A 25,928-nucleotide genomic window follows, 5' to 3' on the forward strand; every position below is an offset into this window, starting at 1 on the left:
TCGGGTCAGTCTCCCGCCGACGATCCCAGGGTCAGAGCGCTCCGGTCGCCGGCGTCTCGCGCACGCGTCCGCCGCCCTCGAAGACGAGCAGCCGGTCGGCGAGCTTGTCGACGAAGAAGCGGTCGTGGCTGACGACGATGACGGCGCCAGGGAAGTGGGTCAGCGCCCGCTCCATGACCTGCGTCGAGGTGATGTCGAGGTGGTTCGTGGGCTCGTCGAGCACGATCACGGCGGCGCCCGACAGCAGGCACTGCGCGATCGCGACCCTCGCCCGCTGGCCGCCCGAGAGTGTTCCGATCTTCTGCTTCAGGTCGGCCTCGGAGAACTGCAGCATCGCGAGGAACCGGTTCACGCTCTTCTTCGTCGCGGTGAAGGCGAGGGAGTCGGGGTAGGCGTTCACCGCGTGCCCCACGGTGTCCTCGAGGTCGAGCTCGGCGTAGACCCGGTTGTACGAGACGTACCGCGCCCCCTTCGCCCAGCGCACGCTCCCGGCATCCGCCTCGGTCTCCTCGGTGAGCACGTCGAGCAGCGTCGACTTGCCGGAGCCGTTCGAGCCGAGCACGGCGACCCGGTCGCCGCGGTGCACGTCGAAGGTCAGGTTCTCGAACAGCGGCGAGCCGCCGAACCCCTTCGAGAGCCCGGTGACGGTGAGCAGGTCGTTGCTGACCCGCAGCCCCTCGTAGATGCCCGTGATGATCTGGTCGATCGGCCGCGGCGCCTGCCGCTTCTTGATGTCGGCGAGCCGGCGGGCGACGGCGTTCGAGGGATTGCGTGCGGCCTCCCGACGGGCGGCCGAGGCGGCCTGCTCGTAGGCCAGCAGCTCCTCCTCATGGGCGAACTGCTTCTCGAGCATCTTCAGCCGCGACTGCTTCGCGTGCACGTAGGCCGAGTAGTCGCCCTCGTACTCCTGGAGGCGGTAGTTCTCGATCTCGACGATGCGGGTGACGACCCCGTCGAGGAACTGCCGGTCGTGGGAGACGACGAGCACCGCGCCGGCGAACGAGGCGAGCCAGTTCTCGACCCACTTCACGCCGTCGAGGTCGAGGAAGTTCGTCGGCTCGTCGAGCAGGAGCACGTCGGGCGCCTGCACGAGGATCTGCGCGAGCGCGGCGCGGTTGCGCCATCCGCCCGACAACCGGCCGACCGGCAGGGTGCGACGCTCCTCGTCGAAGCCGAGGCGCGTGAGCACGGTGTCGATCGTGGTCTCGTAGGTCCAGCCGCCGACGTGGTCCATGCGCTCGAAGAGCTCGCCCTGCTCGGTGAGCAGGCGGGTCATCTCGGCCTCGTCCACGGGTTCGGCGAGCGCCGTCCCGATCTCGTCGAGGCGGGCCTGCGTCTCGTGGACGTCGGTGAAGTGCGCGCTCAGCGTCTCCTGGATGCTCTGCTCGCCGTCGAGCTCGGAGAACTGCGAGAAGTACCCGATGGTCGTGCCGAGGGTGACGTCGCGGGTGCCGGCGCTCGGGTCGCGGCGGCCGAGCACGACCTCGAGGAAGCTGGTCTTGCCGGTGCCGTTCTTGCCGATGAGTCCGACGCGGTCGCCCTGCTTGAGCTTGAGGAAGGCCTCCTTCAGCACCGTGCGCCCGTCGAACTCGATGCTCACGTCGTTCAGGCGGATCAGGCTCACGGGGGTCCTCTCGGGCGACGACGAGCGGATGCCGCGCGTCGGGGATCTGGCGCCCCAAGCGTACGTGGCTCGCCTGAGCCCGCTCGCCGCGCGAGCCGCCGAGCAACCGCCGGACCGGCCGCCCTGCGGGCCGCCGCGTCCGTCGGCGCCGACGTCGTGAGCGGATGCCGCACGCGCACGCCGACCCGAGCAACGAGGTCTATACATCCGATGTTTAATGCGGCAGGATGGCACCGAATCGGCGAATACCGGCAAACCTACCGTCCGGAGACCCGAGACACCAGACCAAAGACGTCCTGGAGGTTCTTGTCAGATGCTCGATCACCAACTCGACCGGCGCAGTGTGCTGCAACTGGGCAGCGTCGCCGCCCTCGCCCCATTCGTGCCAGGCCTGCTGGGCGGAGCCTCGCCCGCCGCGGCCGCGCCCCTGCGTGCCGGCGGCCTCCGCACCGCGGCCGGCACGCTCGCCCTGCCGGAGATCTCGCGCAAGGCGCTCTGGTACGGGATCCCGGCCACGAACTGGGAGACGCAGGCCCTGCCGATCGGCAATGCGCGCATGGGCGCGATGCTCTTCGGCAACCCCGACCAGGAGGTCGTGCAGTTCAGCGAGATCAGCTTCTGGGGCGGCATCAACGACTACGACAACGCGCTCGCGGGTCAGGGCGACGGCGCCTACGACACGAGCGAGACCGGCTTCGGCTCGTTCCGGGACTTCGGCACGCTGAAGATCACCTTCGCCGCCGGACCGCAGGTGGGTTCGCCCGGCGGCCCGTACACGATCTCGGGCGGCGAGGGCGTGCAGAACACGGTCGACGGCCGGTCGAACACGAAGTGGTGCATCATCGGGCCGCCGTCGCATGTGCTCTGGCAGGCCGACCTCACCGCGCCCGTCGCCCTGACGAGCTACAGCATCACGAGCGCGAACGACGTGCCGGACCGCGACCCGCAGCAGTGGGTGCTCCAGGGCTCGAACGACGGCTCGACCTGGGTCGCGCTCGACACCCGCTCCGGCCCGCCGTTCGAGCAGCGCCAGCAGACGAAGACGTACACGTTCGCGAACACCGCCGCCTTCACGCACTACCGCTTCGACTTCGTGCCGAAGGCGGGCATCAGCCACTTCCAGCTCTCGGAGATCTCGCTCGGCGGGGTCGACCTCGTACAGGGCGACCTCGTCTACGTCACCTCGCCGAGCGGGCACTCGGGCGACGACGACCGCGACCTCGCCCGCAGCATCGACGGCGACCCCGCGACCGCATGGCACGTCAGCGGCGCCGGTGCGGGGTCCGGTGCCCGCTGGCAACTGCAGCTCCCGGCGAAGCGCGCGCTCACGGGATACGTGATCACGAGCGCCGCCGACGGCGCAACCGCCGATCCGCGCGACTGGGTGCTCGAGGGCTCGAACGACGGCGCGACGTGGCAGCAGCTCGACGCCCGCAGCGGCACGGCGTTCGCCGCGCGAGGCGAGGCCAAGACGTTCTCCTTCGCGAACGCCGTCGAGTACACGAGGTACCGGCTCACCTTCACGGCGCCCGGCGACTTCCACCTGGCCGGCATCGCGTTCACCGGCGCGGGCTTCGACACCCGCACGCGCCGCATCGCCGCCGACTACCGCCGCTCGCTCGACACCGCGGTCGGCCTGCACCACACCAGGTACGCCCTGCGCACCGGTCGCGTGCTCCGGGAGGCGTTCGCGAGCCGTGGGGCCGACCTCGTCGTGCTCCGCTACACGACCGACGACCCCGCCGGCTTCAGCGGGACCATCGGCATCGCGTCCGGGCAGGCGAACATCCCCGTCGTCGCGAGCGCCGGCGAGCGCCGCATCGGCTTCGAGGGAGCGCTGCTGAACGGGCTGCGCTACGCCGCGGTCGCCCAGGTCGCCGACACCGACGGTCGGGTCACCGGGGATGCGACGACGCTGCGCGTCACCGGGGCGACGACCCTCACGCTCCTGCTCGATGCGCGGACCGACTACAAGATGAGCGCAGCCGACGGATGGCGCGGCGACGCGCCACGACCCCGCATCGACGCGGCCCTCGCCGCGGCATCCGCCCGCTCCTTCGACGACCTGCACGACGAGCACACCGCGCAGGTCGCGGAGCTCATGTCGGCCGCCGTCGTGACCTGGGGCGACACGGATGTCTCGGTGCTCGAGCTCTCGACCGTCGAGCGGCTGAGCCGCTACAAGGCGGGCGCCGCCGACCCGACGCTCGAGCAGGCGATGTTCGACTACGGCCGCTACCTGCTCCTGAGCGCCTCGAAGTCCGACGGACTTCCCGCAAACCTGCAGGGGCTCTGGAACAACCAGAACCAGCCGGCGTGGGCGTCGGACTACCACACGAACATCAACATCCAGATGAACTACTGGGCCGCCGAGACGGGCAACCTGAGCGACTCGCACCTCGGCCTCGCGCGGTTCATCGAGCAGGTCGCCGTGCCGAGCCGGGTGGCCACCCGCAACGCCTTCGGACAGGACACGCCAGGCTGGACCGCCCGCACCTCGCAGTCGCCGTTCGGCGGCAACGCCTGGGAGTGGAACACGGTGGCCAGCGCCTGGTACGCCCTCCACCTCTACGAGCACTGGGCGTTCACGCAGGACCGCGACTACCTCGAGAACCTCGCGTACCCGATGATCAAGGAGATCTGCCAGTTCTGGGAGCACGAGCTCAAGGAACTCGCCGACGGCACCCTCGTGGCCCCGAACGGCTGGTCGCCCGAGCACGGCCCCCGTGAGGACGGCGTCATGCACGACCAGCAGATGGTGTGGGACCTCTTCGAGAACTACCGGGAGTGCGCGGCGGCCCTCGACGTCGACGCCGAGTACCGGGCTCGCGTCACCGACATGCAGTCGCGCCTCGCGCCGAACAAGATCGGCAGCTGGGGGCAGCTGCAGGAATGGCAGGCCGACCGCGACAGCCCGACGGACCTGCACCGGCACACGTCGCACCTCTTCGCGGTGTACCCGGGGCGCCAGATCACCCCCGAGACACCCGAGTTCGCCGCGGCGGCGCTCGTCTCCCTGAAGGCACGATGCGGCGAGCAGGAGGGCGTCCCGTTCACGGCGGGCACCGTCTCGGGCGACAGCCGGCGGTCGTGGACGTGGGCCTGGCGCACCGCGCTGTTCGCGCGCCTCGGCGACGCGACCCGGGCCCAGGTCATGCTCCGCGGGCTGCTCACCTACAACACGCTCGAGAACCTGTTCTGCAACCACCCTCCCTTCCAGCTCGACGGCAACTTCGGCATCCCGGGCGGCATCATCGAGATGGTCCTCCAGAGCCACGGCCGCATCATCTCGCTGCTGCCGGCGACGCCCGAGGACTGGGCGACCGGGTCGTTCACCGGCCTCCGCGCCCGCGGCGGCTACGGGGTGAGCGCCACCTGGGCCGACGGCGTGGTCACCTCGTACGACATCGTCGCCGACCGTGCGCCGAACGCGGAGCCCGTCATCGTGCGGGTGAACGGAGAGGATCGCCGCGTCCGCCCGGCGAACCCCGCCACCGGCCAGCCGATGAAGGACCTCGGCCCGGCCGTGGCGCTGGAGTTCGAGCCGCTCGTGACGACCCGCGTGGTCGCGGGCAAGGTGCAGCTCGGCGTCAAGGCGACGAACGAGGCCGACGCGCCGGTCTCGTTCGAGTTCGAGACGCCGTACGGCATCACCACGGTCGCGGCGGTGAAGCCCGGGAAGAACGCGTTCCACTCGTTCTCGACCCGGCTCGCGTCGATGCCCGCCGGCAGCGTCAGGATCACTGCGACGGGCCTGGTCGGCGGCGAGCCCGTCACGACCGTGCGCGACGTGGCGTACGACGCCGCGGGCGCCTGACCGCTCGTCCTGTTCCGGCCGGGTGCCCGACGAGGGTGCCCGGCCGGACCGATGTCCGGGCCTGCCACGGGCGACCGCCCCGGCGCGGCATGTCCTGCACTGCGGGCGTCCGACCATTGCGCCCCGCACCGGCACTCGGGTAACCTCCTCGGCATGGGTACCCTGATCTTCCAGTAGGTGGCGACCGCGTCGAGCTCCGCTCCACGGTCATCTCTCGCGATTCCCTCGCGCAATCCACCTCCGTGGCCCACGCCACCAGATCATCGACCCGTCGCCGCATCGGCGCACCCGGGGCGCCCACCACCGGCGCATCCGTCCCGGCGTGCCGACCCAGCCGGCGACAGGCGGGAAGGCCGGTCCCCTTGACCACCGCACAACTGACCCTTCGATCCGTCACGCGACGCTTCGCCGACCACGTCGTGCTCGATCGCGTCGACCTCACCGCGCGACCGGGCGAGCGCATCGGCCTCATCGGCGACAACGGCGCCGGCAAGTCGACCCTGCTTCGCCTCATCGCGGGTGAACTCGAGCCCGACGACGGCGAGGCGCTCGTCGTCTCGCCCGGTGGTCGCAGCGTGCTTCCGCAGTCCGTCGAACTCCCCGACGGGGCGACCGTCCAGGACGCCGTCGACCTGTGCTGGCGCGAGTTGCGCGCCCTCGAGCACGAGCTCCACGACGCCGAGCTCGCCCTCGGCACGCTCGCGACGACGCCCGACCCGAGTCCCGCGGAGGCCGCCGCGCTCGACGCCGGCCTCGAGCACTACGCGGAACTGCGGGACCGCTACGACGCCCGCGACGGCTTCGGCGCGCCTGCACGCCTGGATGCCGCGCTCCACGAGCTCGGCGTCGGGCACCTCGGGCGCGAGCGGACGTGGACGTCGCTGTCGGGCGGTGAGCGGAGCCGCACGGCGCTGGCCGCGATCCTCGCCGCCGACGCCGAACTCCTGCTCCTCGACGAGCCGACGAACGACCTCGACGACGACGCGTGGGACTGGCTCCTGGGCCAGCTCCGCGGCCACCGCGGCACGGTCGTCGCCGTCACGCACGACCGCGCCTTCCTCGAGGCGTTCACGCAGACGATCTGGGAAGTCGATGCCGGCTCGGTCGCCCGATACGGCGACGGCTACGCCGGGTACCGCGCCGCCAAGGCAGCCGAGCGCGAGCGGCGCAGGCTCGCCCACGAGGAGTGGGCGGCGGAACTGGCACGACATCGCTCGCTCGTCGAATCGAATGCCGGGCGGCTCGACGCGATTCCGCGCAAGCTCGACAAGGCGGGCATGGGTGCGGGGCAGTTCCGGGCGCGCGGACGCGACCACGGCGCGATGGGCCGCATCCGCAATGCGAAGGAGCGCATCGCCCGACTCGAGGATCATCCGGTCGCGCCTCCGCCGGAGCCGCTGACGTTCGTGCACGAGTTCGAGCGCGGAGCCCCCACCTCCGTCCCGCTCGAGGCGTCCTCCGCGACGCCGGATGCCGCGATGCCACCGCTCGTCGCCCTCCTCGACGTCCGGGTCGCCGCGGTGCGCGTGGAGCGCCTCGAACTGCGCGCCGGCGAGCGGCTGCTGATCACCGGCCCGAACGGCGTCGGCAAGACGAGCCTGCTCCGCACGATCGCCGGCGAGGCCGCGCCCGACTCGGGGTCGGTGCGCGTCCACGGCCGGGTCGGCCACCTTCGGCAGCAGGCCCCGAGCACCGATCGGCGGCGTTCCCTGCTCGAGGCGTACGCCCGCGGCATCCGCACCGACGAGGCGAGCGCGGCGGACCGCCTGATGGGGCTGGGGCTGTTCCACGGGCGCGAACTGGGGGTTCCGGTCGGTGGCCTCTCGTACGGGCAGCGCCGGCGGCTCGAACTCGCGCTCCTCGTGAGCTCACCGCACGACGTGCTGCTGCTCGACGAACCGACGAACCACCTCGCACCCGAACTCGTCGACGAACTCGAGCAGGCGCTCGCGGGCTTCGAGGGTGCGGTCGTCCTGGTCACCCACGACCGGCTGATGCGCGAGCGCTTCGCCGGCCGGCGCCTCGAGGTCGGGCAGGAGGCGGCCCTGACCACGTGACCATGTCGGATGCCGCGAGTAGCGTGGTCGACGGATGAGAGGGGCTCCACCCATGACCGATGCTCGCGCAACCGTGCTCGACGGCCTTCGACCGAACCTCACCGGCACGATCGTGCTGCCGGGCGACGCCGAGTACGACGCCGCACGCGCACCGTGGAACCTCAGCATCGACCAGCGTCCGGCTGCGGTCGCGGTGCCGGCGGATGTCGCGGACGTGCAGGCGATCCTCGCGGCGGCCGCAGCCGCCGGGCTCGGCGTCACGACCCAGCCCAACGGGCACGGCGCCGCCGACGACCTCGAGGGGGTCATCGTGATCCGCCCGTCGGCCTTCGACGAGCTCGAGGTCGACGTCGAGAATCGGGTGCTGCGGGTCGGCGCCGGCGTCAACTGGGGCCCCGTGCTGCAGGCGCTCGACGGCACCGGCCTCGTCGGCCTCGCCGGGTCGAACCCCGAGGTCAACGTCGTCGGCCTCGCACTGAACGGCGGTCACTCGCTGTTCAGCCGGCGTCATGGGCTGACGGCCCGGTCGATCCTCGCGGTCGAGTTCGTCGACGCGTCCGGCGAGCTGCAGCGCGTGTCCGACGTCGACGACGACGTGTCGCTCATCTGGGCCCTGCGCGGCGGCGGCGGCCTCTTCGGGGTGGTCACGGCGATCGAGCTCGCGCTGCATCCGGCGGACACCCTTTTCGGCGGCAGCCTGGTCTACGCCGAAGAGGCCGCCGTACCCGTCATCTCCGCGGCGTTCGCACTCGCGCGCGACGAGCCGGAATTGGGACTCGACATCGGCATGATGCGCTTCCCCGACCTCCCCGTCATGCCGCCGCACCTGCGGGGCCGCACCGTGGCATCGGTCATGCTCGTGCACGTGGGCGACGAGGCGAGCGGCTCGGCCATCGCCGAGCGACTGCTCTCGGTGGCCGAGCCCATCACGAACGCACTCACGACGTTCACCGTCGGCCAATTGGCGGCCGTCGCCGGCGAACCCGTCGAGCCGATGCCGACGGCCGACTTCGGCGCGACCATCGGCACCGACGACGACGCGTTCGCGGCGGAGTTCGTCGAGGCGTTCCTGGCGGGCGCCGAGCACGGGCTCATGCGCTGCGGGCTCCGTGCGATGGGCGGCGCGACCGCCGACCAGCACGAGGCCGAGCGTGCCGCCGTCGGTGCGATCACTGCGCCGCTGCTGCTCAACGCCGGAGTGCTGCTCATGAACCCGGCCATCGACCCCGTCGCGGCGCTGCAGCCGCTGCGCGAGCTCGCCGATCGCCACGGCGTCGTCGGCGGCGTGCCCTCGATGCTCGGCGCCGGGCCGCTCGCCGACGCGTACCCGCCCGCCGTGCTCGAGCGCCTCGCCGCCGTGAAGCGACGCGTCGACCCGAACGGCCTCATCCGGAGCAACCGGACCATCCACGCCGTCTGAGCGGTCGGCGGGCTCAGGCGTCGCCGAGGAACTCCAGGGCGCCGTGCCGGAACTCGCGCGAGACCGGGGCGTTGAAGTGGTGCCGCCCCGGCAGCTCGATGAAGCGGCTGCCGGGCGTCGCCTCCGCCAGGGCGCGTGAGCGCTCGAGGATCGCGTCCTCGCTGCCCGTGGCGAACAGCACGGGCTGCGTCGGCGGGTTCGCGACATCCGGATCCGCATCGCCCAGCCGCATGCCCTCGGCGAGGGCGATGAGCGCCCTGAGGTCGTTGCCCGGCACGCGCTCGGTGAGCGTCACGTAGTTCTGCGTGACCTTGTCCTCGACGGGTGTTCCGTGGTCGGCGTACGCGCGAGCCTGGTCGATCTGCAGGCGTGCGAGCGGCCGACCGTCGGGGATGCCGCCGAGCACGGCCCGCTGCACGCGCTCGGGGTGGGCGACGGCGACCTGCCAGCCCACGCGGGCGCCGAGCGAGTACCCGACGTAGTGCGCGCTGTCGAGCAGGTAGGTGTCGAGCACGGTGACGATGTCCTCGACGAAGAGGTCCATGGCGTAGGCCAGGTCGAGGTACGGCTTGTCGCTCGCCCCGTGGCCGCGTTGGTCGATCGCGAGCACCCGGTAGCCGGCCCGCGAGAGGTCGCGCACCCAGCCGGTGTTGACCCAGTTGTCGCGCGCGCTCGAGGCGAAGCCGTGCACGAGCAGCACGGGCGTCGCATCGTCCGCGCCCCACGAGTAGGTCGCGATGCGCCGCCCGTTGGTGCTCATGACGAACTGGGGGGCGGGCATCACGGTCATGCCGGGGATGTCGGTGGCCATACCCACATCATGCCGTGCCGGCCGCCCGGGCCGGCCCCCTCCGGAGAGCGGTATTCCGGAGATCACGCGCGACACGCCGCGAGAGCGCCGACGAACGCGGCGCGTCGCCGCGAGTCTCCGGAATTCGGCCGACCGCGCACGCGGCGCGACCTCGGGCACTTCCTGCCCGCGAGCGCCGCACCGATGCGTCGCCACGGGCGCAGAGGCATCCGCTCAGTCGAGGTGGAAGACCTCGGGGAGCTCCATCCACCACTCGCCTGCGGCCCGTTCGGCGAAGGGCCGCTGCAGCGGCTCGCACACCGACCACCAGCGCTGCGTCTCGGGGTCCGCGGCGATCGCCGCCATGTCGGCCTCGAGGTCGTCGCCGACGTACTCCATGTACGAGAACAGCACCTCGCCGTGCCGGTAGATCGAGTAGTTGCGGACGTTGCTGGCGGTGAGGCGCTCGAGCACCGCCGGCCACACCTCGGCGTGCAGGCGCTCGTACTCCTCGCGGTGCTCGGCAGGCAGGCCGATGACCGAGGCGAGCCGCTTCACGAGCGCGCTCCCGCGGGTCGCGGACGCAGGTGCGAGACGCCGCCGTCGACGTCGAGCGCTGTGCCCGTCGTGGAGACCGAGCGCGGGCTCGCGAGGTAGGCGATCGCCGCCGCGACCTCCTCGGGCGCGACCATCCGGCCGGTGGCCTGACGGGCGTCGAGCGCCGCCCGCTCGGCGACGGGATCGGCGAAGCCCTGCAGCATCCGGTCGACGAAGGGGGTGTGCACCGTACCCGGGCACACGCAGTTGACGCGGATGCCCTCGGCGACGTGGTCGGTGGCCATCGCGTAGGTCAACGCGAGCACCGCGCCCTTCGACGCCGAGTACAGGGCCCGCTGGGGCAGCCCGTTCAACGCCGCGATCGAGCTGACGTTGACGACGGATGCCGCCTCCGAGCGTCGCAGCCACGGGAGTGCCGCGGCCGTCACGCGCGCCATGCCGATGACGTTGACGTCGAGCACGCGCGCCCACTCGGCGTCGTCGTTCTCGGCGACGGTGCCGACCGCGCTGATGCCCGCGTTGTTCACGACGACGTCGATGCCGCCCAGGCGTTCGGCGACCTCGGCAACGGCCCGCTCGATCGAGGCCCGGTCCGTGACATCCGCCGTGAATCCGTGCAGCGGCTCGGGCAGTCCGTCGAGAGTGCGGTCGAGCACGGCCACGGTGGCGCCGCGCTCGACGAACTCCTTCGCCGTCGCGAGGCCGATGCCGGATGCCCCGCCCGTCACGATCGCGACGAGGCCGTCGAACTCGGCGGCGGCGCTCATGCCTGCACCATGGACTGGCTCGCCCGGCCGAGGCCGTCGATCTCGAGCTCGACCGTATCGCCGGCTCGCAGGTACGGGTTGCCCTCGATGCCGAGCGCGACGCCCGCGGGCGTGCCGGTGTTGATGAGGTCGCCCGGGCGCAGCACCATGAACTGGCTGAGGTACCAGATCACGTGCGCGACGGAGAAGAGCATGTCGGCGCTCGTGCCGTTCTGCCGGATCTCGCCGTTGACCCAGAGGCGCAGGCCGAGCGCCTGCGGGTCGGCGACGTCGGAAGCGGGCACCAGCACGGGGCCGAGCGGGTTGAACGTCTCGCAGCTCTTGCCCTTGTCCCACTGGCCGCCGCGCTCGAGCTGGAACTCGCGCTCCGACACGTCGTGCGAGACCGCATAGCCGGCGACATGGGCGAGCGCCTCGTCGGGCGATGCGAGGTAGCGCGCCGTCGTGCCGATGACGACGCCGAGCTCGACCTCCCAGTCGGTCTTCGTCGAGTTGCGCGGAATCAGCACGTCGTCGAAGGGGCCGACCACGGTCGACGGGTCCTTCATGAAGACGACCGGCTCGGCCGGCAGCGCGGCACCGGTCTCCTCGGCGTGGTCGCGGTAGTTCAGCCCGATGCAGACGACCTTGCCCGGCGCCGCGATGGGGGCGCCGACGCGCAGGCCGGTCGCATCGCCGTCGAGGTCGGGCAGCGAGTCGAGCGCGGCCGCGATGCGGGCGACACCGTCGGCGGCGAAGAACGCGCCGTCGAAGTCGGCCGTGAGCGATCGCGCGTCGAGGGTGCGTGCACCGACGCGGACGACGGGGACCTCGTGGCCCGCGTCGCCCAGTCGAGCCAACGTGAACTGGTCAGTCATCGAGGGGCTCCGATTCTGGGAGGGTGTAGAACCTGCGGGCGGTTCCCGCGAGGATGGCGTCGCGCTCGGCGACGGTGAGGTCGGCGAGGAGCTCGGAGAGCCCCTGCCAGACGTGGGCGTACCCGCCCGCGATGAGCGAGACGGGCCAGTCGCCGCCGTACATGAGCCGGTCGGGGCCGAAGGCCTCGAGCGCGTGGTCGAGGACCGGTCGCACCTGCTCGACCGTCCAGGAGGCTGGGTCCCCGGTGGCGGCGTAGAGCCCCGACACCTTGCCGTGCACCCGCGGGTTCTCGGCAACCCGTGCGATGAGGGAGGCCCAGGGCTCCCACGCGTCATCGCCCGGCACGGCCAGGCCGATGGGCGGCTTGTTGAGGTGGTCGAGGACGAGGTCGAGCTCCGGATGCCGCTCGGAGATCCCGAGCACCGCCTCGAGGTGCTCGGGCAGCACGCCGACGACGTCGAAGGGCACGCCCGCCGCCGCGAGCAGGCCCAGCGTCTCGTCGACGTCGGGCCGGCGGAGCCAGTTCGGGTCGGGCCGGTCGTGGATCAGGTTGCGCACCCCGCGGAAGAGCGGCCGCCGTCGGAGCTCCTCGAGGCGTTCCGCGGCGCGGGCCGGATCGTGCAGCGGCACGTAGCCGACGATGCCGTGCACGACGGGGTGGCGGCCCGCGACCTCGAACATGTGCTCGGTGTCCTCGTCGTTGTCGGCCGACTGCACGAGCACGGTTCCGACGACGCCCGCGGCCGTGAACTCCGGCATCACCTCGTCCATCTCGATCGTGCGGTGCAGCACCCCGGCCTCAGGGGTGAGCCAGGCGTAGTCGGCCCGCTCGAGGTTCCACACGTGCTGGTGCGCGTCGATGACCCCGGTCATGCGGCCTCCTCCAAAGATCTGATGAATTCGAGGGCGGATGTCGCCCGTTCGCCTAGGCTGTGGCCATGACGAGCGAGAAGACCTCCGACGGCGGCCCGGCGCGCTCGCGCGCCCAGGTCGTGATCGACGGCATCCGTCAGATGATCACGAGTGGCGAGCTGGTCGCAGGGTCCCGGCTGCCCGTGGAGCGTGACCTCGGCGAGCGGCTCGGCGTCTCGCGCGGACCACTGCGCGAGGGCGTTCGGGCGCTCGTGATCCTCGGCATCCTCGAGACCAGGCAGGGCGACGGCACCTACGTGACCTCGCTCGAGCCCGGCCGGCTCTTCGAGCCGCTCGGCATGCTCGCCGAACTGCAGAGCCCCGAGAACAACGTGCACCTGCTCGGCGTGCGCCGCGTGCTCGAGCCCGAGGCGGCGGCGCACGCGGCGCTGCGCATCAGCGATGACGACCTGGCCGAGGCCGGCCGCATCCTCGACCGCGGCGAGTCGCTGCTCACCGACGAGCGCATCGACCTCGAGGCCACCATCGACGTCGACACCGACTTCCACCGGCTCATCGCGACCGCCAGCGGCAATCCCGCGTTCGCCGCGATCATCGATGCGCTCGTGAGCCGCACCGCGCGGGCCCGCCTCTGGCGCGCGATCCACCAGCACGACGCCGTGCACTCGACGCAGCAGGAGCACCGGGCGATCCTCGCCGCGCTCGCGGCGCACGACCCCGACCGGGCCCGCATCCGCATGATGGTGCACGTGCTCGGCGTCGAGGAGTACACGGCCGCCCACCTCGACGAGTCCGCGCCCGAGATCGTCGACGGCGGAGAGCCCGGTGCGGCGCTGCGTGACCGAGGCGATGCGCAGTCGGGCGAGGCCGCCGGGGGCGCCGACTCCGGCGAGGCCGCCGGCTCCTGAGCCGTCAGGCATCGCGCAGCAGCCCGCGCTCGGCCAGCGTCGACCACAGCTCGTCGGGCACCTCGGCACCGACCCGCTCGACGGCCTGCTCGACCTGGTCGGCCGTGCGCATGCCCACCACCACGGAGACGACGCTCGGATGCCGCAGCGGGAAGGCCAGCGCGGCCTCGGGCAGGGTCACCCCGAACGACTCGCACACGTCGGCGATCTCGTTGGCCCTCGCGATGACCTCGGCAGGCGCCTGGGCGTAGTCGTAGCGTGCGTCGGCGGGCGGTCGCGGTCGTGAGAGCAGCCCCGAGTTGTAGACGCCGGCCGCCACGATGGCGACCCCGCGCTCGCTCGCAGCGGGCAGCAGGTCCTCGAGGGCGCCCTGCTCGAGCAGCGTGTAGCGCCCGGCCAGCATGATCAGGTCGACGTCATGGCGGAGCACGAACTCGGTGGGCATGGCCGACTGGTTCATGCCCGCACCGACGGCTCGCACGACGCCCTCGTCGCGCAGCTCGATGAGGGCGGGGATCGCCTCGGCATGCGCCTCCGGGCCGTAGTCGTCGGGGTCGTGGAGGTAGGCGATGTCGATGCGGTCGAGGCCGAGCCGCTCGAGGCTCTCGTCGATCGAGCGGCGGATGCCGTCGCGGCTGAGGTCGAACCGACGGCGGAGGTCGGCCGGAACGTCGAAGCCCTGATCGTCCCGGGCGCGGCCGTCGTACTCCTCGTTCGGGACGATGAGCCGTCCGGCCTTGGTGGAGAGCACGTAGTCGTCGCGGGGGTAGGCGGCCAGCGCCGCCCCGAGCCGCCGTTCGGAGAGCCCGAGCCCGTAGTGCGGCGCCGTGTCGAAGTACCGGATGCCGCGGTCGTACGCCGCCGCGACGGCACCCGCCGCCTCGTCGTCGGTGGTGACGCGGGCGAGGTTGCCGAGTTGCGCGGCACCGAAGCCGAGCTCGGTCAGCGACAGGCCGGATCGCAACGTGCGACTCTTCATCGAGTTCCTCCAGGCATGAGAACGGGGTGAGTAAAGGTTAGATGATTTCGCAGCGTCACGCCATTCCTCTGGCATAATCGAACCGATGTGGGCGAATAGGTCTCCTCAATCCGCCCCGAACGAGCTGGAGGATCAATGCTGACCGCCACGTATGCGGGCGACCGCACCATCGCCATCGCCGAAGCGACCGAGGAGCCGCCGGCTCCCGGGCAGGTGCGCCTTCAGGTCGCCTACGTCGGCCTGTGCGGTACCGACCTGCACATCCTGCACGGGAACATGGACGCGAGGGTGCGGACCCCGCTCGTCTTCGGTCACGAGATGAGCGGCACGATCGACGCCATCGGCGACGGCGTCGAGGGGTGGCACGAGGGACAGCAGGTCACCGTGATGCCCCTCGCATGGGACGGGACCTGCCCGGCATGCCTCGCCGGCAACGAGCACATCTGCCAGAACCTCGACTTCATCGGCATCGACTCCCCCGGCGCCCTGCAGGCGACCTGGAACGTCCCCGCCGAGGTGCTCGTGCCCCTGCCCGACGACATGGCGCTCGATGCCGCCGCGCTCGTCGAGCCGGTCGCCGTCGCCGTGCACGACGTCCGCCGAGCGGAGATCAGGGGCGGCGAGCGCGCCGTCGTGATCGGCGGCGGCCCCATCGGCGTGCTCATCGCGACGGTGGCCCGCGCGTTCGGCGCCGAGGTCGCCGTGGTCGAGCTCGACGCGACACGTCGCGCACAGGTCGCCGCACTCGGCTTCGAGGCCCTCGATCCCCGCGAGGTCGATCAGGTCGGCTGGGTCGAGGAATGGACGGATGGCGCCGGCGCGGACGTCGTCTTCGAGGTCTCGGGCGCGGCCCAGGCCGTGCTCGGCGCGACCGCCCTCGCCAAGGTGCGCGGCACGCTCGTCGTCGTCGCGATCCACCCCACCCCGCGCGAGATCGACCTGCAGCGCGTGTTCTGGCGCGAACTGCGCATCCTCGGCGCGCGCGTCTACGAGCGCACCGACTTCGAGCGTGCCGTCGAGCTGATCGCCGACGGCACGATCCCGACCGACGTGCTCATCACGAAGATCGTGCCGCTCGCCGAGACCGGTGCCGCGTTCGAGGACCTCGAGGCGGGCCGCGCCATGAAGGTGCTCGTCGACGTGCAGGCCGGGCAGGAGGCGAGCGCATGAGCGTGTCGTTCGACCTCACCGGAACGACGGCCGTCGTCACCGGCGCCAAGCGCGGCATCGGCTACGCGATGGCCGAGGCCCTCGCCGAGGCCGGTGCCGACATCATCGGCGTGAGCGCCACCATCGAGGCCGAGGGCAGCGCGATCGCCGCCGCGGTCGAGGCGCACGGACGCCGCTTCGAGGCGCGCGCGGTCGACTTCGCCGACCGGGAGGCCGTGCTCGCCCTCGCCGGGGAACTGCGCGACCGGGAGATCGACATCCTCGTGAACAACGCGGGCACGATCGAGCGGGCGCCCGCCGCGGAGCATCCGCTCGAGTGGTGGGACCGCGTCGTCGAGGTCAACCTGTCGAGCCAGTTCGTGCTCACCCAGGCCGTCGGCGCCGGCATGCTCGCCCGCGGCCGCGGCAAGGTCATCTTCACCGCCAGCCTGCTGAGCTTCCAGGGCGGCATCAACGTCCCCGGCTACGCGGCCGCGAAGTCGGGCATCTCCGGACTCGTGAAGGCCCTCGCCAATGAGTGGACCGCCCGCGGCGTGACCGTGAACGGCATCGCCCCCGGCTACATCGCGACCGACAACACGCAGAACCTGCGCGACGACCCCGACCGCTCGAAGGCGATCCTGGACCGCATCCCGGCCGGGCGCTGGGGCCGCCCCGACGACATCGCCGGCCCGACGGTGTTCCTCGCCTCGCCGGCATCGGACTACGTCTCGGGCGTCATCCTCCCGGTCGACGGCGGGTGGCTCGGGCGCTGAGTCGGCGCGGGGCGCGCGAGCGCGGGGCGCACGCGGCGCGCGAGCCGGGCTCAGTCGAGCTGCAGCCGGCCGTCGACGCGCCGTGGGATCCCGCGGTAGCCGTCGCGCAGCTCGGCGGGCAGCACGGCCTCCGGCGCGTCCTGGTACGCGAGCGGGCGGAGGAACCGGCGGATCGCGCTCACGCCCACCGACGTGTGCTGCGAGTTCGTCGAGGGCCACGGGCCACCGTGGTGCTGGGCCCACGACACGCGCACCCCGGTCGGGTAGCCGTCGAACACGAGGCGCCCGACGCGCGGCGCGAGCTCGCCGACGAGCGCGGCGACGGCATCCGACTCGGCGGGCTCGCTGTGCACCGTGGCCGTGAGCGAATCGGGCACGGCATCGAGCGCGGCGAGGATGTCGCGGTCGTCGCCGTACCGCGCGACGACGATGAGCGGCCCGAACGCCTCCTCGGCGATCTCGGCCGTGAGCGCGGTCGCCTCGACCCCGAGCACGGTGGGCGCGGCGGTGAAGCCCTCGCCCCGGTCGGTGCCACGGGCGAGCAACTGCACCGCACCCTCCCCCACGAGCCGGCCGCGGATCTCGTCGAACGAGGTCGCGATGCGCTCGTTGAGGAGCACGGATGCCGCGGCATCCGTCGCCCGTTCGACCAGGCGCGCGACGAGTGCATCGCCATCGGCGCCGTACGGCACGAACGCGACCCCGGGCTTCGTGCAGAACTGCCCGGAGCCGAGGGTGAAGGAGCCGTACAGGCCGTCGGCGATCTCGGTCGCGCGGGCGGCCGCCGCGCCGGGCGTGATCACGAGCGGGTTGAGGCTCGAGAGCTCGCCGTAGAAGGGGATGGGCTCGTCGCGGCCGGCGATGATGTCCATCAACGCCTGCCCGCCCGTGAGCGAGCCGGTGAAGCCGACGGCCCGCACGAGCGGGTGCGCCACGAGCGCGGCCCCGGCGGCGGTGCCGTAGACGATTCCGAGCAAGCCGTCGGGTGCGCCGTACGCGCGTGCGGCGTCGGAGAGCACGGCGTACGACCGCGCCGACGTCTCGAGGTGCGACGAGTGGGCCTTCAGCACCACGGCGTTGCCGCCGGCCAGCGCCGAGGCGGTGTCGCCGCCCGCCACGGAGAACGCGAAGGGGAAGTTGCTCGAGCCGAACACGGCGACCGGTCCGATCGGGACGAGCAGGCGCCGCAGCTCGGGCGCGGGCCCGAGCGCCGTCTGCCCCGCGTGGTCGATCGCGACCTCGAGGTAGCCGCCCTCGCGGACGGCCTCGGCGAAGAGCCGGAACTGGAACGCGCTCCGCGAGACCTCGCCGTCGAGGCGTGCCGTGCCGAGGCCGGTCTCGCGGTCGGCGACGGCGACGAGCTCGACGCGGTCCGCCTCGAGCGCGTCCGCGAGGGCGTCGAGGAGGCCGGCGCGCCAGGCGCGGTCGTGCCCGGCGACGGCGGCGAAGGCGGCCTGCGCGGCGCGCACGATGGCATCGGCCTGCTCAGCGGTGGTCGCTTCGAGTCCGGTCGGGGCGACGGCGCGAGTGCGCGGGTCGGTGGTGGTCAGCATGGTGGTCTCCTGGGTCGGCGCAGCAGTCGTTCGCGTCAGCGCAGCAGTCCGCGCGCGGCGAGGGATCGGTAGAGGGCGTCGATGCCGAAGGTCCACGGCTCGGCGTCGGCGGTCGATCGCACCCGATTGACGAGGGCGCCGAGGCGCGGCTCGGCGATGCGCACGAGGTCCCCGTCGTGGTGGGTGAAGCCGCGGCCGGGCACGTCCCGGTCCTCGACCGGCGCGAACATCGTGCCGAGGTAGAGCACGAAGCCGTCCGGGTACCGGTGGTGCTCGCCGACCACCTGGTCGACGAGGTCGGCCGGGTCGCGGCTGATGCGGGCGAGCTCGCTCGTGCCCTCGAGGCGGAAGCCGTCGGTGCCGTCGATGGTGAGCGAAACGACCGCGGCGCGGAGGTCCTCGAGGGAGTACCCGTCGTCGAAGAGCCGGATGAACGGGCCCACCGAGGCGGAGGCATTGTTGTCCTTCGCCTTGCCGAGCAGCAGCGCGCTGCGGCCCTCGACGTCGCGGAGGTTCACGTCGTTGCCGAGGCTCGCCCCGACGATGCGGCCGTCGGAGCTCACGACGAGCACGACCTCGGGCTCGGGGTTGTTCCACTGCGACGCCGGGTGCACGCCGACGTCGACCGAGGTGCCGACGGTCGCGAGCACGGGCGCCTTGGTGAACACCTCGGCGTCGGGCCCGATGCCGACCTCGAGGTACTGGCTCCACCAGCCGCGCTCGAGGAGCATCGCCTTGAGCGCGGCCGCCTCCTCCGAGCCAGGCTTCAGCTCGTCGAGGCTCCCGCCGATGGTGGCGAGGATGTCGCGGCGGATCACGGCGGCCGCGTCCTGGTCGCCGCGCGCCCGCTCCTCGATGACGCGCTCGAGCATCGAGACCGGGAAGGTCACGCCGGCGGCCTTGACCACGTGCAGGTCGATCGGCGAGAGGAGCCACGGCCTCGCGGCATCCCGGGACTCCGGCGGGGTGTTCGCGACGATCTCGGCGAGGCTCCCGATGCGCTGGCCGGTGCCGGACCCGAGCGCCGCGAGGAGCGCACCGGTGGGGTCGGCCTGCTCGGTGAGGGCGCGCATCGTCGGGAATGCGATCGACACGTCGAACAGGTCGTCGCCGCGCAGGGCGACGACCGCGGGGCCGGCGGCATCGAGGCCGGCGGCATCACGGCCGGCGTCCTCGCCCGCGTCACCGGCGGCATCCGCCCCGGTCGCGGGGAGCCAGGCGCGCCCGACGAGGGTCGCTCGGTCGGCGTCGACGGGCAGCAGGTCTCGTGCATCGGGCCAGGTCATGGGTGGTGCTCCTCGGTGTGTCGGCGGGCGGGAGGGGGCGGGACGGGTCGAGCGGCGCCAAGTGGCGGAGGTCGGCGGGCATCCGCGGGCGTCCGCGGGACGAAGGACCGCCTCAGCGGCGATGGAACGTGCCGGCCCGCTTCTCGGCGAACGCGGCCCGCCCCTCGTCGGCGTCGGCCGTCGCGAAGGTGATGGCCTGCAGGTCTCGCTCGTAGCGGATGGACTCATCCTGCGACATGTTCGCCGCGGCGCGCAGGTTCGCCTTGGCGGTCTCGGCCGCGATCGGCGGACGCGTGGCGATGACCGCGGCGAGTTCCTTCGCCCGGGCCACGAGCGCCGCCGGTTCGACGAGTTCGCTCACCAGCCCCCAGCGGAGCCCCGTCTCGGCGTCGATCGGGTCGCCGGTCATGAGCATGACCGCGGCGTTCGAGGGCCCCACCGAGCGGGTGAGGAACGTGCTCATGCCGCCGCCGCCGATCCAGCCGAGCTTGATCTCGGGAGCGGCGAAGCTCGCCGTCGTCGAGGCGAGGCGGATGTCGCAGCTGAGCGCCGTCTCGAGGCCGCCTCCGAAGGCGTAGCCGTTCACGGCCGCGATCACGGGCTTGCGGGCGGCGCGGATCGCGTCGCAGTAGTCCGCGCGGTTGCGGAACTCCCACGGCGTCGCGTAGCCGTCGAGCGTGCGGATGTCCGAGCCGGCGCAGAACGCGCGCTCGCCCGCCCCGGTGAGCACGATCGCGCGGACCTCGTGCGCGGCATCCGCCCACTCGATGACCTGCACGAGCGCCTTCGACATCTCGGGCGTGACCGAGTTGAGCTTCTCCGGGCGAGCGAGGGTGATGGTGACGACCGCACCATCGACCTCGACGCGCAGGTTCTCGTGGTCGAGCGGGTATCCCGGGTCGGTCATGCGTGGCTCCGTTCGGTGAGGGACAGGGACGCGAGCGCGTCGAAGCGGGTGTTGACGGCGTCGACGACCTCGAGGGCCGCGCGCCGCGTGAGCGAGGTGCGATCGGCGAGCATCGCGTCGCGCAGCATCGCGGATGCCGCGGACTGGAAGGCCGTGTACCCGGGCACCCGGGGGCGCACGGAGGCGTGCTCGATCGTCGTGAGCGTGCCGCGGTAGAAGTCACCGGATGCCGCGTTCACGACGTCGTTGGTCCAGGCGCTGCGGAGGCTCGGCTGGCCGTCGTGCTCGGGGATGAACCCGGCCTGCACGGCGGGGTCGAAGAGACGCGCGAGGTGGTCGAGGAGCGCGCGGTCGGGAGTGCTGCGGACGGTGATCGCGATGCCGGTGCCGCCGATCGTGGATCCGGGCCGCCCGCCGGCGACCTGGGCCGGGGCGTCGCCGAAGACGAGGGCGCCCGGGCCCGAGGCGTAGTTCACGTACCCGTAGACGAGCGGAACGAACGCGATGTCGCGCACCCTCCGCATGCGCTCGAGCAGGTCGATCGGGTTGAGCCGGGCGCTGCCGGCCGGTGCCCGGCGCGCGAGGTCGGCCAGCAACTCGAGCGCGGCCGCCCCGTTCCTTGCGTCGACGAGGCCGTGGCCGGGGGTGGTCGCGGGTTCGGCGCCGAAGGCCGCGCAGACCGAAAGGAGGCTGAGCAGCGCATGCGGGCCGGCGAGGCTCAGTGCGACCGGGACGTCGCCGCCCTCGGCGAGCGCTGCCACCTCGCGCCACGTGGCCGGTGCGGCGTCCAGCACTTCGGGCAGCCGCACCGACACCTGCGTCGCGGCGTCGAGGGGCAGCGCCCAGAGCGCGCCGTCGACGGTGTACGACGCGGCGCTCGGCCCGACCGTGTCGCGCCGCAGGCGGTCGACGAGCTCCGCCGGGAACAGCTCGTCGATCGGGCGCAGCACCCCCGCGGCGAGCGCGTCACCGAGATGCGGGTGGTCGAGGACGATCACGTCGTAGCGCTCGGCGAGTTCGCCGATGGGCGCGGACTCGAAGCCCTCGAGCGAGTGCACGCCCCACTCGATGAGGGGCCGGCCCGCGGCATCCGCCGTCGCCGCTGCCGCAGCCTCGAGCGCGTGGCGCCCCCGCGGGTGATCCCACGTGAGGCCCCGGTAGCCGGTCATCGGGCGCCGGCGACGGCGGGAGCGGCATCCGTCGCATCCGTCGCCCTGGCCGCGCCCGAGGCGAGCAGCGCGTCGATCGCGGCGTCGTCGAAGCCGGCCTCGACGAGCACCTCGCGCGTGTGCTCCCCGACGAGCGGCGCACCGCGGTGGAGCTGCGGGGGCGTCACGGAGAAGCGGTACGGGAAGCCGGGCGTCTTGACGAGCCCCTCGGTGGGGTGCTCGTACTCGATGAAGGTGCCGTTGTGCAGGATCTGCGGGTCCTCGACGAGCCGGGCGTAGTCGTTCACTGGCCCGATCCACATGCCGGCGGCGCCGAGCGTCTCGATCCAGTGCGCGGCCGTGGCCTCCCGCAGCTTCGCGGCCGTGCGCGAGTGGATCTCGTCGCGCCGGGTCCAGCCCTCGACCTCGCTCGACCAGCCCTCGAAGGCCGGCTCGCCGATGAGGCGGCCGAGCACGTCCAGGTCGGCGAACGCGAGTGCGACGTACCCGTCACTCGTCTCGAACACGCCGTACGGTGCGCGGATGTAGACGTGGGCGTGCGGTTCGGCCGACCGCTGCTGGGCCTTTCGCCCGACCGTGAAGACCGAGAGCTCCTGCATCTGCAGCGTGGTGAGGGCGTCGAGCATGTTGACCGTCACGAGCTGCCCCTCGCCGGTGCGCTCGCGGTGCAGGAGCGCGGCCAGCACGCCCTCGAAGGCGGTCGACGCGGTGATCGCGTCGGCGAGGTACTGGCCCGCGGGGGACGGCTCGTCTCCGTCGCGTCCGGCCGAGTACATCGCGCCCGACATCGCCTGGAGCAGCAGGTCCTGCCCTGGTCGGTCGCGGTACGGGCCGTCCTCGCCGTACCCCGAGATGGAGACGTAGACGATCGACGGGTTCACGGCGCGCAACGACTCGTAGTCGACGCCGAGCCGTGCGGCGACGCCCGGTCGGTAGTTCTGCAGGAAGACGTCGGCACCCGCGACGAGGTCGCGAAGCGCGGCCTTGCCGTCCTCGGCCTTCAGGTCGAGCGCGACCGACCTCTTGTTGCGGTTCAGCGAGAGGAACGAGACGTTGATCTCGTTGCCGGCGGCCCCGCCCGCGGCGGCGTGGCGCTGCCACTCCCCCGTCGTCGGCTCGACCTTGATGACATCGGCCCCGAGATCGCCGAGGCGCTGCGCCGCGAACGGCCCTGCCATCGCGATCGAGCAGTCGATGACGCGGTATCCGGTGAGCACTCCCCGTGCGGTCATGCGGCCTGCTCCTCGTCGTGCACGTTCACGTCGGTCCCTCCCGCAGCGGCGCTGCGCAGCATGGCGTCGATCAGTTCCACCGAGCGGGCCGCCACCTCGACGTCGGAGTTGTTCTCGGTGCTCGCACCCGTGACGAGGTCGATGAACCGGTTCGGCGGCACGATGCACTCGTACGCGCCGGCGCCCGGCTCGACCTGGATGTCGAAGCGCGTCCCGTCGTACCGGTGCACCCAGGCGCGCTCGCGCTCGGTGTCGAGCATGAGCACTCCCTCGGTGCCGAAGATGCGGATGTCCACCTGGTACGGGTCGCCGTCGGGAACGGTCGCGGCCCCCGAGAGCGAGCCGAGCGCACCGCCGTCGAACGTGATGACGGCCGCGTTGAAGAGGTCGACCGCGGCACCGCCGTTCGAGACCTTCGCCATGACGGATGCCGCGCGCAGGTCGCTCAGCCAGAAGAGCAGCGCGCTCGAGTGCGTGACCTGCCCGTGGGCGTAGCCGCCGCCGCGCGCGGGCGACTGCCACGTGCTCGGCTCGGGCCCGCTCGTCTCGGAGTCCCAGAGCGCGCGGATGTGGTTCGTGTCGCCGGCGAAGAGGCCCCGCGTCGGCGAGGCCATGTTGCACGTCACGTGCTGGATCTCGCCGAGGTGGCCGGCGTCGACGAGGCGCTTGGCCTCGACGATGAACGGCTTGTAGTTCCATCCGTATGGCGCGAGGAAGTGCACGCCGTGCTCGCGCACCTTGGCCGCGAGGTCCCAGCCCTGCGCCGCGTGCAGCGTGACGGGCTTCTCGACGAGCACGTGCAGGCCCCGCTCGATGGCGGCGACGGCCTGCGGGTGGTGCAGGTCGTGCGGCGTCGAGACGACCATCGCGTCGAGGTCCTGGTCGAGGAGCTCCGCGTAGTCGGTCGTCGCCATGCCGAACCCGAACTGCTCGCGCACGGCCTCCAGCTCGGGGCCGATGCCGCAGACGCCGACGAGGTCGACGTCCTCGCGAGCCGCGAAGATCGGGAAGTGGTTGCTCGTCGCCCACCAGCCGGCGCCGACCGCGCCGAGCCGAACCCTGGCGCTCATCGCACCCACCGCCACGTGCGTCGGCCGTCGGCGTCGGTGGCGGATGCCGCGAGCCCGCGTCGCTCCATGCGCTCGAGGTTGCCCGTCACGGGGAACACGGCGTAGTCGAGCGCGTCAGGGCCCCACGGGCCGAGCTCAGACCCCGCGGCGCGCACGAGCTCGAGCGTCGTGGCCGGATCCTCGCGCGCGGCGAGGATCGCCGAGACGACCTCGTCGATGCGCTCGGTGTAGGCCTCGCTCTCGTCGAGGAAGGCCCCGACGTCGTCGCCCTCGAAGACCGGGTAGTGCGCGGTCAGCAGCAGCTCGGCATCGAGCGCACGGAACGCGCGCAGGCTCTCCACGTACGGGTCGACGTCGCGGTAGGTCGGCGGGAATGCGGCGCGCCCGTCGGCGAACGGCACGGTCGTCCCGAGTGTCGCGTCGCCGATGAGCAGCGCGCGATTCGCCTCGTCGTGGACGGCCACGTGACCGGGGCTGTGTCCGGGCACGTGCAGCACGCGTACGGTGCGGCCGCCGAGGTCGAAGCCTTCGCCGCCCGCGACCCGCAGGTCCACGGGCACGAGGTCGGAGACGCTCCGCAGGTACGCGGTCGTCTCGGGCGGGTCGTCGAACCCGTCGGTCTCGCGGAACTCGCCGTAGCGCTCGTCGATGAGCCGCTGCACGTCCTCGACGAGCGGGGCGTCGAGGTCGTGCGCGACGATCCGGACGCCGGGGATCGCGGCCTTCAGCGCGCCGTTGCCGCCCGTGTGGTCGAAGTCGCAATGCGTGTTCACGGCCCAGCGCAGCTTCTCGCGCGGGATCCCGGCGGCATCGAGGTAGGGCAGGAGCGTCTCGGTGACGCTCTCGCGCACGCCCGTGTCCACGAGGAGCGCGGCGTCCTCGCCCACGAGGAGGTAGAGCGCGACGAAGCGCTCGCCGAGCGGCGCCTGGACGCGGTGCAGTCCGGGTCGGAGTTCCATCGTCCTCGTCCTCTCAGCGCTCGACGCCGTCGAGCACGACGCGGAGGCCCGCCCGCATGGGGCGCATGTGCGGTCCGGCCGGGTCGGCCCAGCCGCCGCCGTCGCGCTGCTCGGTGATCAGGGCCTCGTCGATGCGGATGCCGGCTCCCGGCTCGTCGCTCAGGACGATGCCGCCGTCGGCGAACTCATGGTCGACGAGCAGCCCGTCGGCGAAGCGCACGTCCTGCACCTCGGTCGTCAGGTGGTTCGGCACGGCCGTCATGACGTGTGCGACGGCCGGGTTGGCGTTGTAGCCGACCGGGCTGATCGGGAGGTCGCGCGCGGCCGCGGCGAGCGCGAGCCGGTGGAGATGCGACACGCCCCAGATCGCGCCGGCCTGCACGACGTCGGGCGCCCCGGCGTCGAACAGGGGTCGGAACTGGTCGACGCCCGTGAGGTTCTCGCCCGTCGCGACGGCCGCCCTGATGCCGTTGCTGAGCCGGGCGTGCCCGGTGGCATCCCATCGCCGCAGCGGCTCCTCGACCCAGAGCAGGTCGACGTGCTCCTCGAGCGCGGTCACGTAGCGGACCGCCTGCTTGACCTGCCAGGACTCGTTCGCGTCGAGCATCAGGCCCGGCCGCGTCGTATTGCCCCGGAGCGCATCGGCGAGGATGCCGAGGCGCCGCAGGTCGGCGTCGAAGTCGATGCCGCCCTTGAGCTTGCCGGCCACGAAGCCGCGCTCGGCGAACTCCGCGTAGAACCCGACGAGCTCGTCGTCGTCGAGGGCGATGTCCAGGCCCGAGGCGTAGCCGGGCACGAAGCGGTCGCGTCCGCCGAGCAGGCGCCAGAGCGGCTCCCCCGCGGCCTTGGCCTTGAGATCCCAGACGGCGGCATCGAAGGTGGCCAGCCCGCCGTAGGTCGCACCCGCGTGCCCGCTCTTGAAGACCTGTGCGAGCATGCGGTCGAAGAGGGCGGCCGCTCCCCGCGGGTCTTCCCCCTCGAGCGCGGGGAACAGCCGCTCGAGATCGGCGTGCGAGCCGATCCCGACGCCCTCGAGGCCGATGTCGGTCTCGAGGATGACGATGGGCACCTCGGTGACCGCCTCGGGGATGTGCCCGTTGGCGTCGCCGATCGATCGCTTCCAGTGGTGCTGCGCGGTCAGGGTGCGGTATCCGGTGATCTTCATGACGTCCTCGC

Annotated in this window: 21 protein-coding genes; 6 read left to right on the plus strand and 15 right to left on the minus strand. The window is 72.4% G+C overall.

What is annotated here, in order from left to right; translation table 11 throughout:
* Window positions 1–31: 31 nt before the first annotated feature.
* Entirely contained in the window at window positions 32–1,624 is a 1,593-nt protein-coding gene (locus GQQ95_RS15450; protein ID WP_157425850.1) for an ABC-F family ATP-binding cassette domain-containing protein, read from the minus strand.
* 313 nt (window positions 1,625–1,937) lie between these two features.
* Here GQQ95_RS15450 and GQQ95_RS15455 point away from each other — a divergent pair, with 313 nt between their 5' ends.
* The 3 genes from GQQ95_RS15455 (at window position 1,938) to GQQ95_RS15465 (ending at window position 8,918) form a co-directional block, all read left to right on the plus strand.
* Complete coding sequence (locus tag GQQ95_RS15455) at window positions 1,938–5,441, plus strand: glycosyl hydrolase family 95 catalytic domain-containing protein (RefSeq protein ID WP_157425851.1); 3,504 nt, start codon at window positions 1,938–1,940, stop codon at window positions 5,439–5,441.
* A gap of 362 nt (window positions 5,442–5,803) precedes the next feature.
* Complete coding sequence (gene abc-f, locus GQQ95_RS15460) at window positions 5,804–7,498, plus strand: ribosomal protection-like ABC-F family protein (protein WP_157425852.1); 1,695 nt, start codon at window positions 5,804–5,806, stop codon at window positions 7,496–7,498.
* 52 nt (window positions 7,499–7,550) lie between these two features.
* Window positions 7,551–8,918 carry an FAD-binding oxidoreductase gene (locus GQQ95_RS15465; RefSeq protein WP_170296923.1) on the plus strand — a complete coding sequence of 456 codons (1,368 nt, stop codon included), beginning with the start codon at window positions 7,551–7,553 and terminating at the stop codon, window positions 8,916–8,918.
* Between the two features lie 13 nt (window positions 8,919–8,931).
* Here the strand turns inward: GQQ95_RS15465 and GQQ95_RS15470 are convergent, their stop codons facing one another.
* From GQQ95_RS15470 to GQQ95_RS15490, 5 genes are all read right to left on the minus strand, one after another.
* The gene (locus tag GQQ95_RS15470; RefSeq protein WP_157425854.1) at window positions 8,932–9,729 is read right to left on the minus strand and encodes an alpha/beta fold hydrolase; all 798 of its coding nucleotides are present in this window, start codon (window positions 9,727–9,729) and stop codon (window positions 8,932–8,934) included.
* A gap of 213 nt (window positions 9,730–9,942) precedes the next feature.
* Window positions 9,943–10,266 carry an L-rhamnose mutarotase gene (locus GQQ95_RS15475; RefSeq protein WP_157425855.1) on the minus strand — a complete coding sequence of 108 codons (324 nt, stop codon included), beginning with the start codon at window positions 10,264–10,266 and terminating at the stop codon, window positions 9,943–9,945.
* Window positions 10,263–11,033 (minus strand): SDR family NAD(P)-dependent oxidoreductase, encoded by a 771-nt coding sequence (locus GQQ95_RS15480; RefSeq protein WP_157425856.1) that lies wholly within the window; start codon window positions 11,031–11,033, stop codon window positions 10,263–10,265. Before GQQ95_RS15480 ends, GQQ95_RS15475 begins: the two co-directional genes overlap by 4 nt.
* A complete protein-coding gene (locus tag GQQ95_RS15485) occupies window positions 11,030–11,890 on the minus strand; it encodes a fumarylacetoacetate hydrolase family protein (RefSeq protein ID WP_157425857.1) in 861 nt (286 codons plus the stop codon). Before GQQ95_RS15485 ends, GQQ95_RS15480 begins: the two co-directional genes overlap by 4 nt.
* Window positions 11,883–12,764, minus strand: coding sequence for an amidohydrolase family protein (locus tag GQQ95_RS15490; protein ID WP_157425858.1), 882 nt, complete (start codon window positions 12,762–12,764; stop codon window positions 11,883–11,885). Before GQQ95_RS15490 ends, GQQ95_RS15485 begins: the two co-directional genes overlap by 8 nt.
* A 65-nt stretch (window positions 12,765–12,829) precedes the next feature.
* On the opposite strand from GQQ95_RS15490, the gene GQQ95_RS15495 reads away from it, so the two are divergent.
* Entirely contained in the window at window positions 12,830–13,672 is an 843-nt protein-coding gene (locus tag GQQ95_RS15495) for a FadR/GntR family transcriptional regulator (RefSeq protein ID WP_157425859.1), read from the plus strand.
* 4 nt (window positions 13,673–13,676) lie between these two features.
* Here GQQ95_RS15495 and GQQ95_RS15500 read toward each other — a convergent pair whose 3' ends face one another.
* The gene (locus GQQ95_RS15500) at window positions 13,677–14,651 is read right to left on the minus strand and encodes an aldo/keto reductase (RefSeq protein ID WP_157425860.1); all 975 of its coding nucleotides are present in this window, start codon (window positions 14,649–14,651) and stop codon (window positions 13,677–13,679) included.
* Window positions 14,652–14,786: 135 nt separating this feature from the next.
* Here GQQ95_RS15500 and GQQ95_RS15505 point away from each other — a divergent pair, with 135 nt between their 5' ends.
* Complete coding sequence (locus tag GQQ95_RS15505; protein WP_157425861.1) at window positions 14,787–15,821, plus strand: zinc-dependent alcohol dehydrogenase; 1,035 nt, start codon at window positions 14,787–14,789, stop codon at window positions 15,819–15,821.
* Window positions 15,818–16,576, plus strand: a complete 759-nt coding sequence (locus GQQ95_RS15510; protein ID WP_157425862.1) for an SDR family oxidoreductase — start codon at window positions 15,818–15,820, stop codon at window positions 16,574–16,576. The genes GQQ95_RS15505 and GQQ95_RS15510 overlap by 4 nt, the downstream gene beginning before the upstream one ends.
* Before the next feature lie 50 nt (window positions 16,577–16,626).
* On the opposite strand, the gene GQQ95_RS15515 is transcribed toward GQQ95_RS15510, so the two are convergent.
* From GQQ95_RS15515 to GQQ95_RS15550, 8 genes are all read right to left on the minus strand, one after another.
* The gene (locus GQQ95_RS15515; protein WP_157425863.1) at window positions 16,627–18,129 is read right to left on the minus strand and encodes an aldehyde dehydrogenase (NADP(+)); all 1,503 of its coding nucleotides are present in this window, start codon (window positions 18,127–18,129) and stop codon (window positions 16,627–16,629) included.
* 35 nt (window positions 18,130–18,164) lie between these two features.
* Complete coding sequence (locus GQQ95_RS15520; protein WP_157425864.1) at window positions 18,165–19,415, minus strand: fumarylacetoacetate hydrolase family protein; 1,251 nt, start codon at window positions 19,413–19,415, stop codon at window positions 18,165–18,167.
* A gap of 112 nt (window positions 19,416–19,527) precedes the next feature.
* A complete protein-coding gene (locus GQQ95_RS15525) occupies window positions 19,528–20,322 on the minus strand; it encodes an enoyl-CoA hydratase/isomerase family protein (RefSeq protein ID WP_157425865.1) in 795 nt (264 codons plus the stop codon).
* Window positions 20,319–21,491 (minus strand): extracellular solute-binding protein, encoded by a 1,173-nt coding sequence (locus GQQ95_RS15530; RefSeq protein WP_157425866.1) that lies wholly within the window; start codon window positions 21,489–21,491, stop codon window positions 20,319–20,321. Before GQQ95_RS15530 ends, GQQ95_RS15525 begins: the two co-directional genes overlap by 4 nt.
* Window positions 21,488–22,723, minus strand: coding sequence for a CaiB/BaiF CoA transferase family protein (locus GQQ95_RS15535; protein WP_157425867.1), 1,236 nt, complete (start codon window positions 22,721–22,723; stop codon window positions 21,488–21,490). The genes GQQ95_RS15530 and GQQ95_RS15535 overlap by 4 nt, the downstream gene beginning before the upstream one ends.
* Entirely contained in the window at window positions 22,720–23,793 is a 1,074-nt protein-coding gene (locus GQQ95_RS15540; protein ID WP_157425868.1) for a Gfo/Idh/MocA family protein, read from the minus strand. Before GQQ95_RS15540 ends, GQQ95_RS15535 begins: the two co-directional genes overlap by 4 nt.
* Window positions 23,790–24,752 carry an MBL fold metallo-hydrolase gene (locus GQQ95_RS15545; RefSeq protein WP_157425869.1) on the minus strand — a complete coding sequence of 321 codons (963 nt, stop codon included), beginning with the start codon at window positions 24,750–24,752 and terminating at the stop codon, window positions 23,790–23,792. Before GQQ95_RS15545 ends, GQQ95_RS15540 begins: the two co-directional genes overlap by 4 nt.
* Window positions 24,753–24,765: 13 nt before the next feature.
* Complete coding sequence (locus GQQ95_RS15550; protein WP_157425870.1) at window positions 24,766–25,917, minus strand: mandelate racemase/muconate lactonizing enzyme family protein; 1,152 nt, start codon at window positions 25,915–25,917, stop codon at window positions 24,766–24,768.
* Between the last annotated feature and the right edge of the window lie 11 nt (window positions 25,918–25,928).

It is taken from the genome of Agromyces salentinus, from assembly GCF_009749395.1.
Classification (GTDB): domain Bacteria; phylum Actinomycetota; class Actinomycetes; order Actinomycetales; family Microbacteriaceae; genus Agromyces; species Agromyces salentinus.

Excerpts from the sequence above, each read along its gene's own strand:
- GQQ95_RS15535 (WP_157425867.1), bottom strand. The coding sequence starts at position 22,723 with ATGACCGCACGGGGAGTGCTCACCGGATACCGCGTCATCGACTGCTCG.
- GQQ95_RS15470 (WP_157425854.1), bottom strand. The coding sequence starts at position 9,729 with ATGGCCACCGACATCCCCGGCATGACCGTGATGCCCGCCCCCCAGTTC.
- GQQ95_RS15540 (WP_157425868.1), bottom strand. The coding sequence starts at position 23,793 with ATGAGCGCCAGGGTTCGGCTCGGCGCGGTCGGCGCCGGCTGGTGGGCG.
- GQQ95_RS15520 (WP_157425864.1), bottom strand. The coding sequence starts at position 19,415 with ATGACCTGGCCCGATGCACGAGACCTGCTGCCCGTCGACGCCGACCGA.
- GQQ95_RS15490 (WP_157425858.1), bottom strand. The coding sequence starts at position 12,764 with ATGACCGGGGTCATCGACGCGCACCAGCACGTGTGGAACCTCGAGCGG.
- GQQ95_RS15550 (WP_157425870.1), bottom strand. The coding sequence starts at position 25,917 with ATGAAGATCACCGGATACCGCACCCTGACCGCGCAGCACCACTGGAAG.
- GQQ95_RS15465 (WP_170296923.1), top strand. The coding sequence starts at position 7,551 with ATGACCGATGCTCGCGCAACCGTGCTCGACGGCCTTCGACCGAACCTC.
- GQQ95_RS15515 (WP_157425863.1), bottom strand. The coding sequence starts at position 18,129 with ATGCTGACCACCACCGACCCGCGCACTCGCGCCGTCGCCCCGACCGGA.
- GQQ95_RS15495 (WP_157425859.1), top strand. The coding sequence starts at position 12,830 with ATGACGAGCGAGAAGACCTCCGACGGCGGCCCGGCGCGCTCGCGCGCC.
- GQQ95_RS15455 (WP_157425851.1), top strand. The coding sequence starts at position 1,938 with ATGCTCGATCACCAACTCGACCGGCGCAGTGTGCTGCAACTGGGCAGC.
- GQQ95_RS15500 (WP_157425860.1), bottom strand. The coding sequence starts at position 14,651 with ATGAAGAGTCGCACGTTGCGATCCGGCCTGTCGCTGACCGAGCTCGGC.
- GQQ95_RS15530 (WP_157425866.1), bottom strand. The coding sequence starts at position 21,491 with ATGACCGGCTACCGGGGCCTCACGTGGGATCACCCGCGGGGGCGCCAC.
- GQQ95_RS15505 (WP_157425861.1), top strand. The coding sequence starts at position 14,787 with ATGCTGACCGCCACGTATGCGGGCGACCGCACCATCGCCATCGCCGAA.
- GQQ95_RS15485 (WP_157425857.1), bottom strand. The coding sequence starts at position 11,890 with ATGACTGACCAGTTCACGTTGGCTCGACTGGGCGACGCGGGCCACGAG.
- GQQ95_RS15480 (WP_157425856.1), bottom strand. The coding sequence starts at position 11,033 with ATGAGCGCCGCCGCCGAGTTCGACGGCCTCGTCGCGATCGTGACGGGC.
- GQQ95_RS15525 (WP_157425865.1), bottom strand. The coding sequence starts at position 20,322 with ATGACCGACCCGGGATACCCGCTCGACCACGAGAACCTGCGCGTCGAG.
- GQQ95_RS15510 (WP_157425862.1), top strand. The coding sequence starts at position 15,818 with ATGAGCGTGTCGTTCGACCTCACCGGAACGACGGCCGTCGTCACCGGC.
- GQQ95_RS15545 (WP_157425869.1), bottom strand. The coding sequence starts at position 24,752 with ATGGAACTCCGACCCGGACTGCACCGCGTCCAGGCGCCGCTCGGCGAG.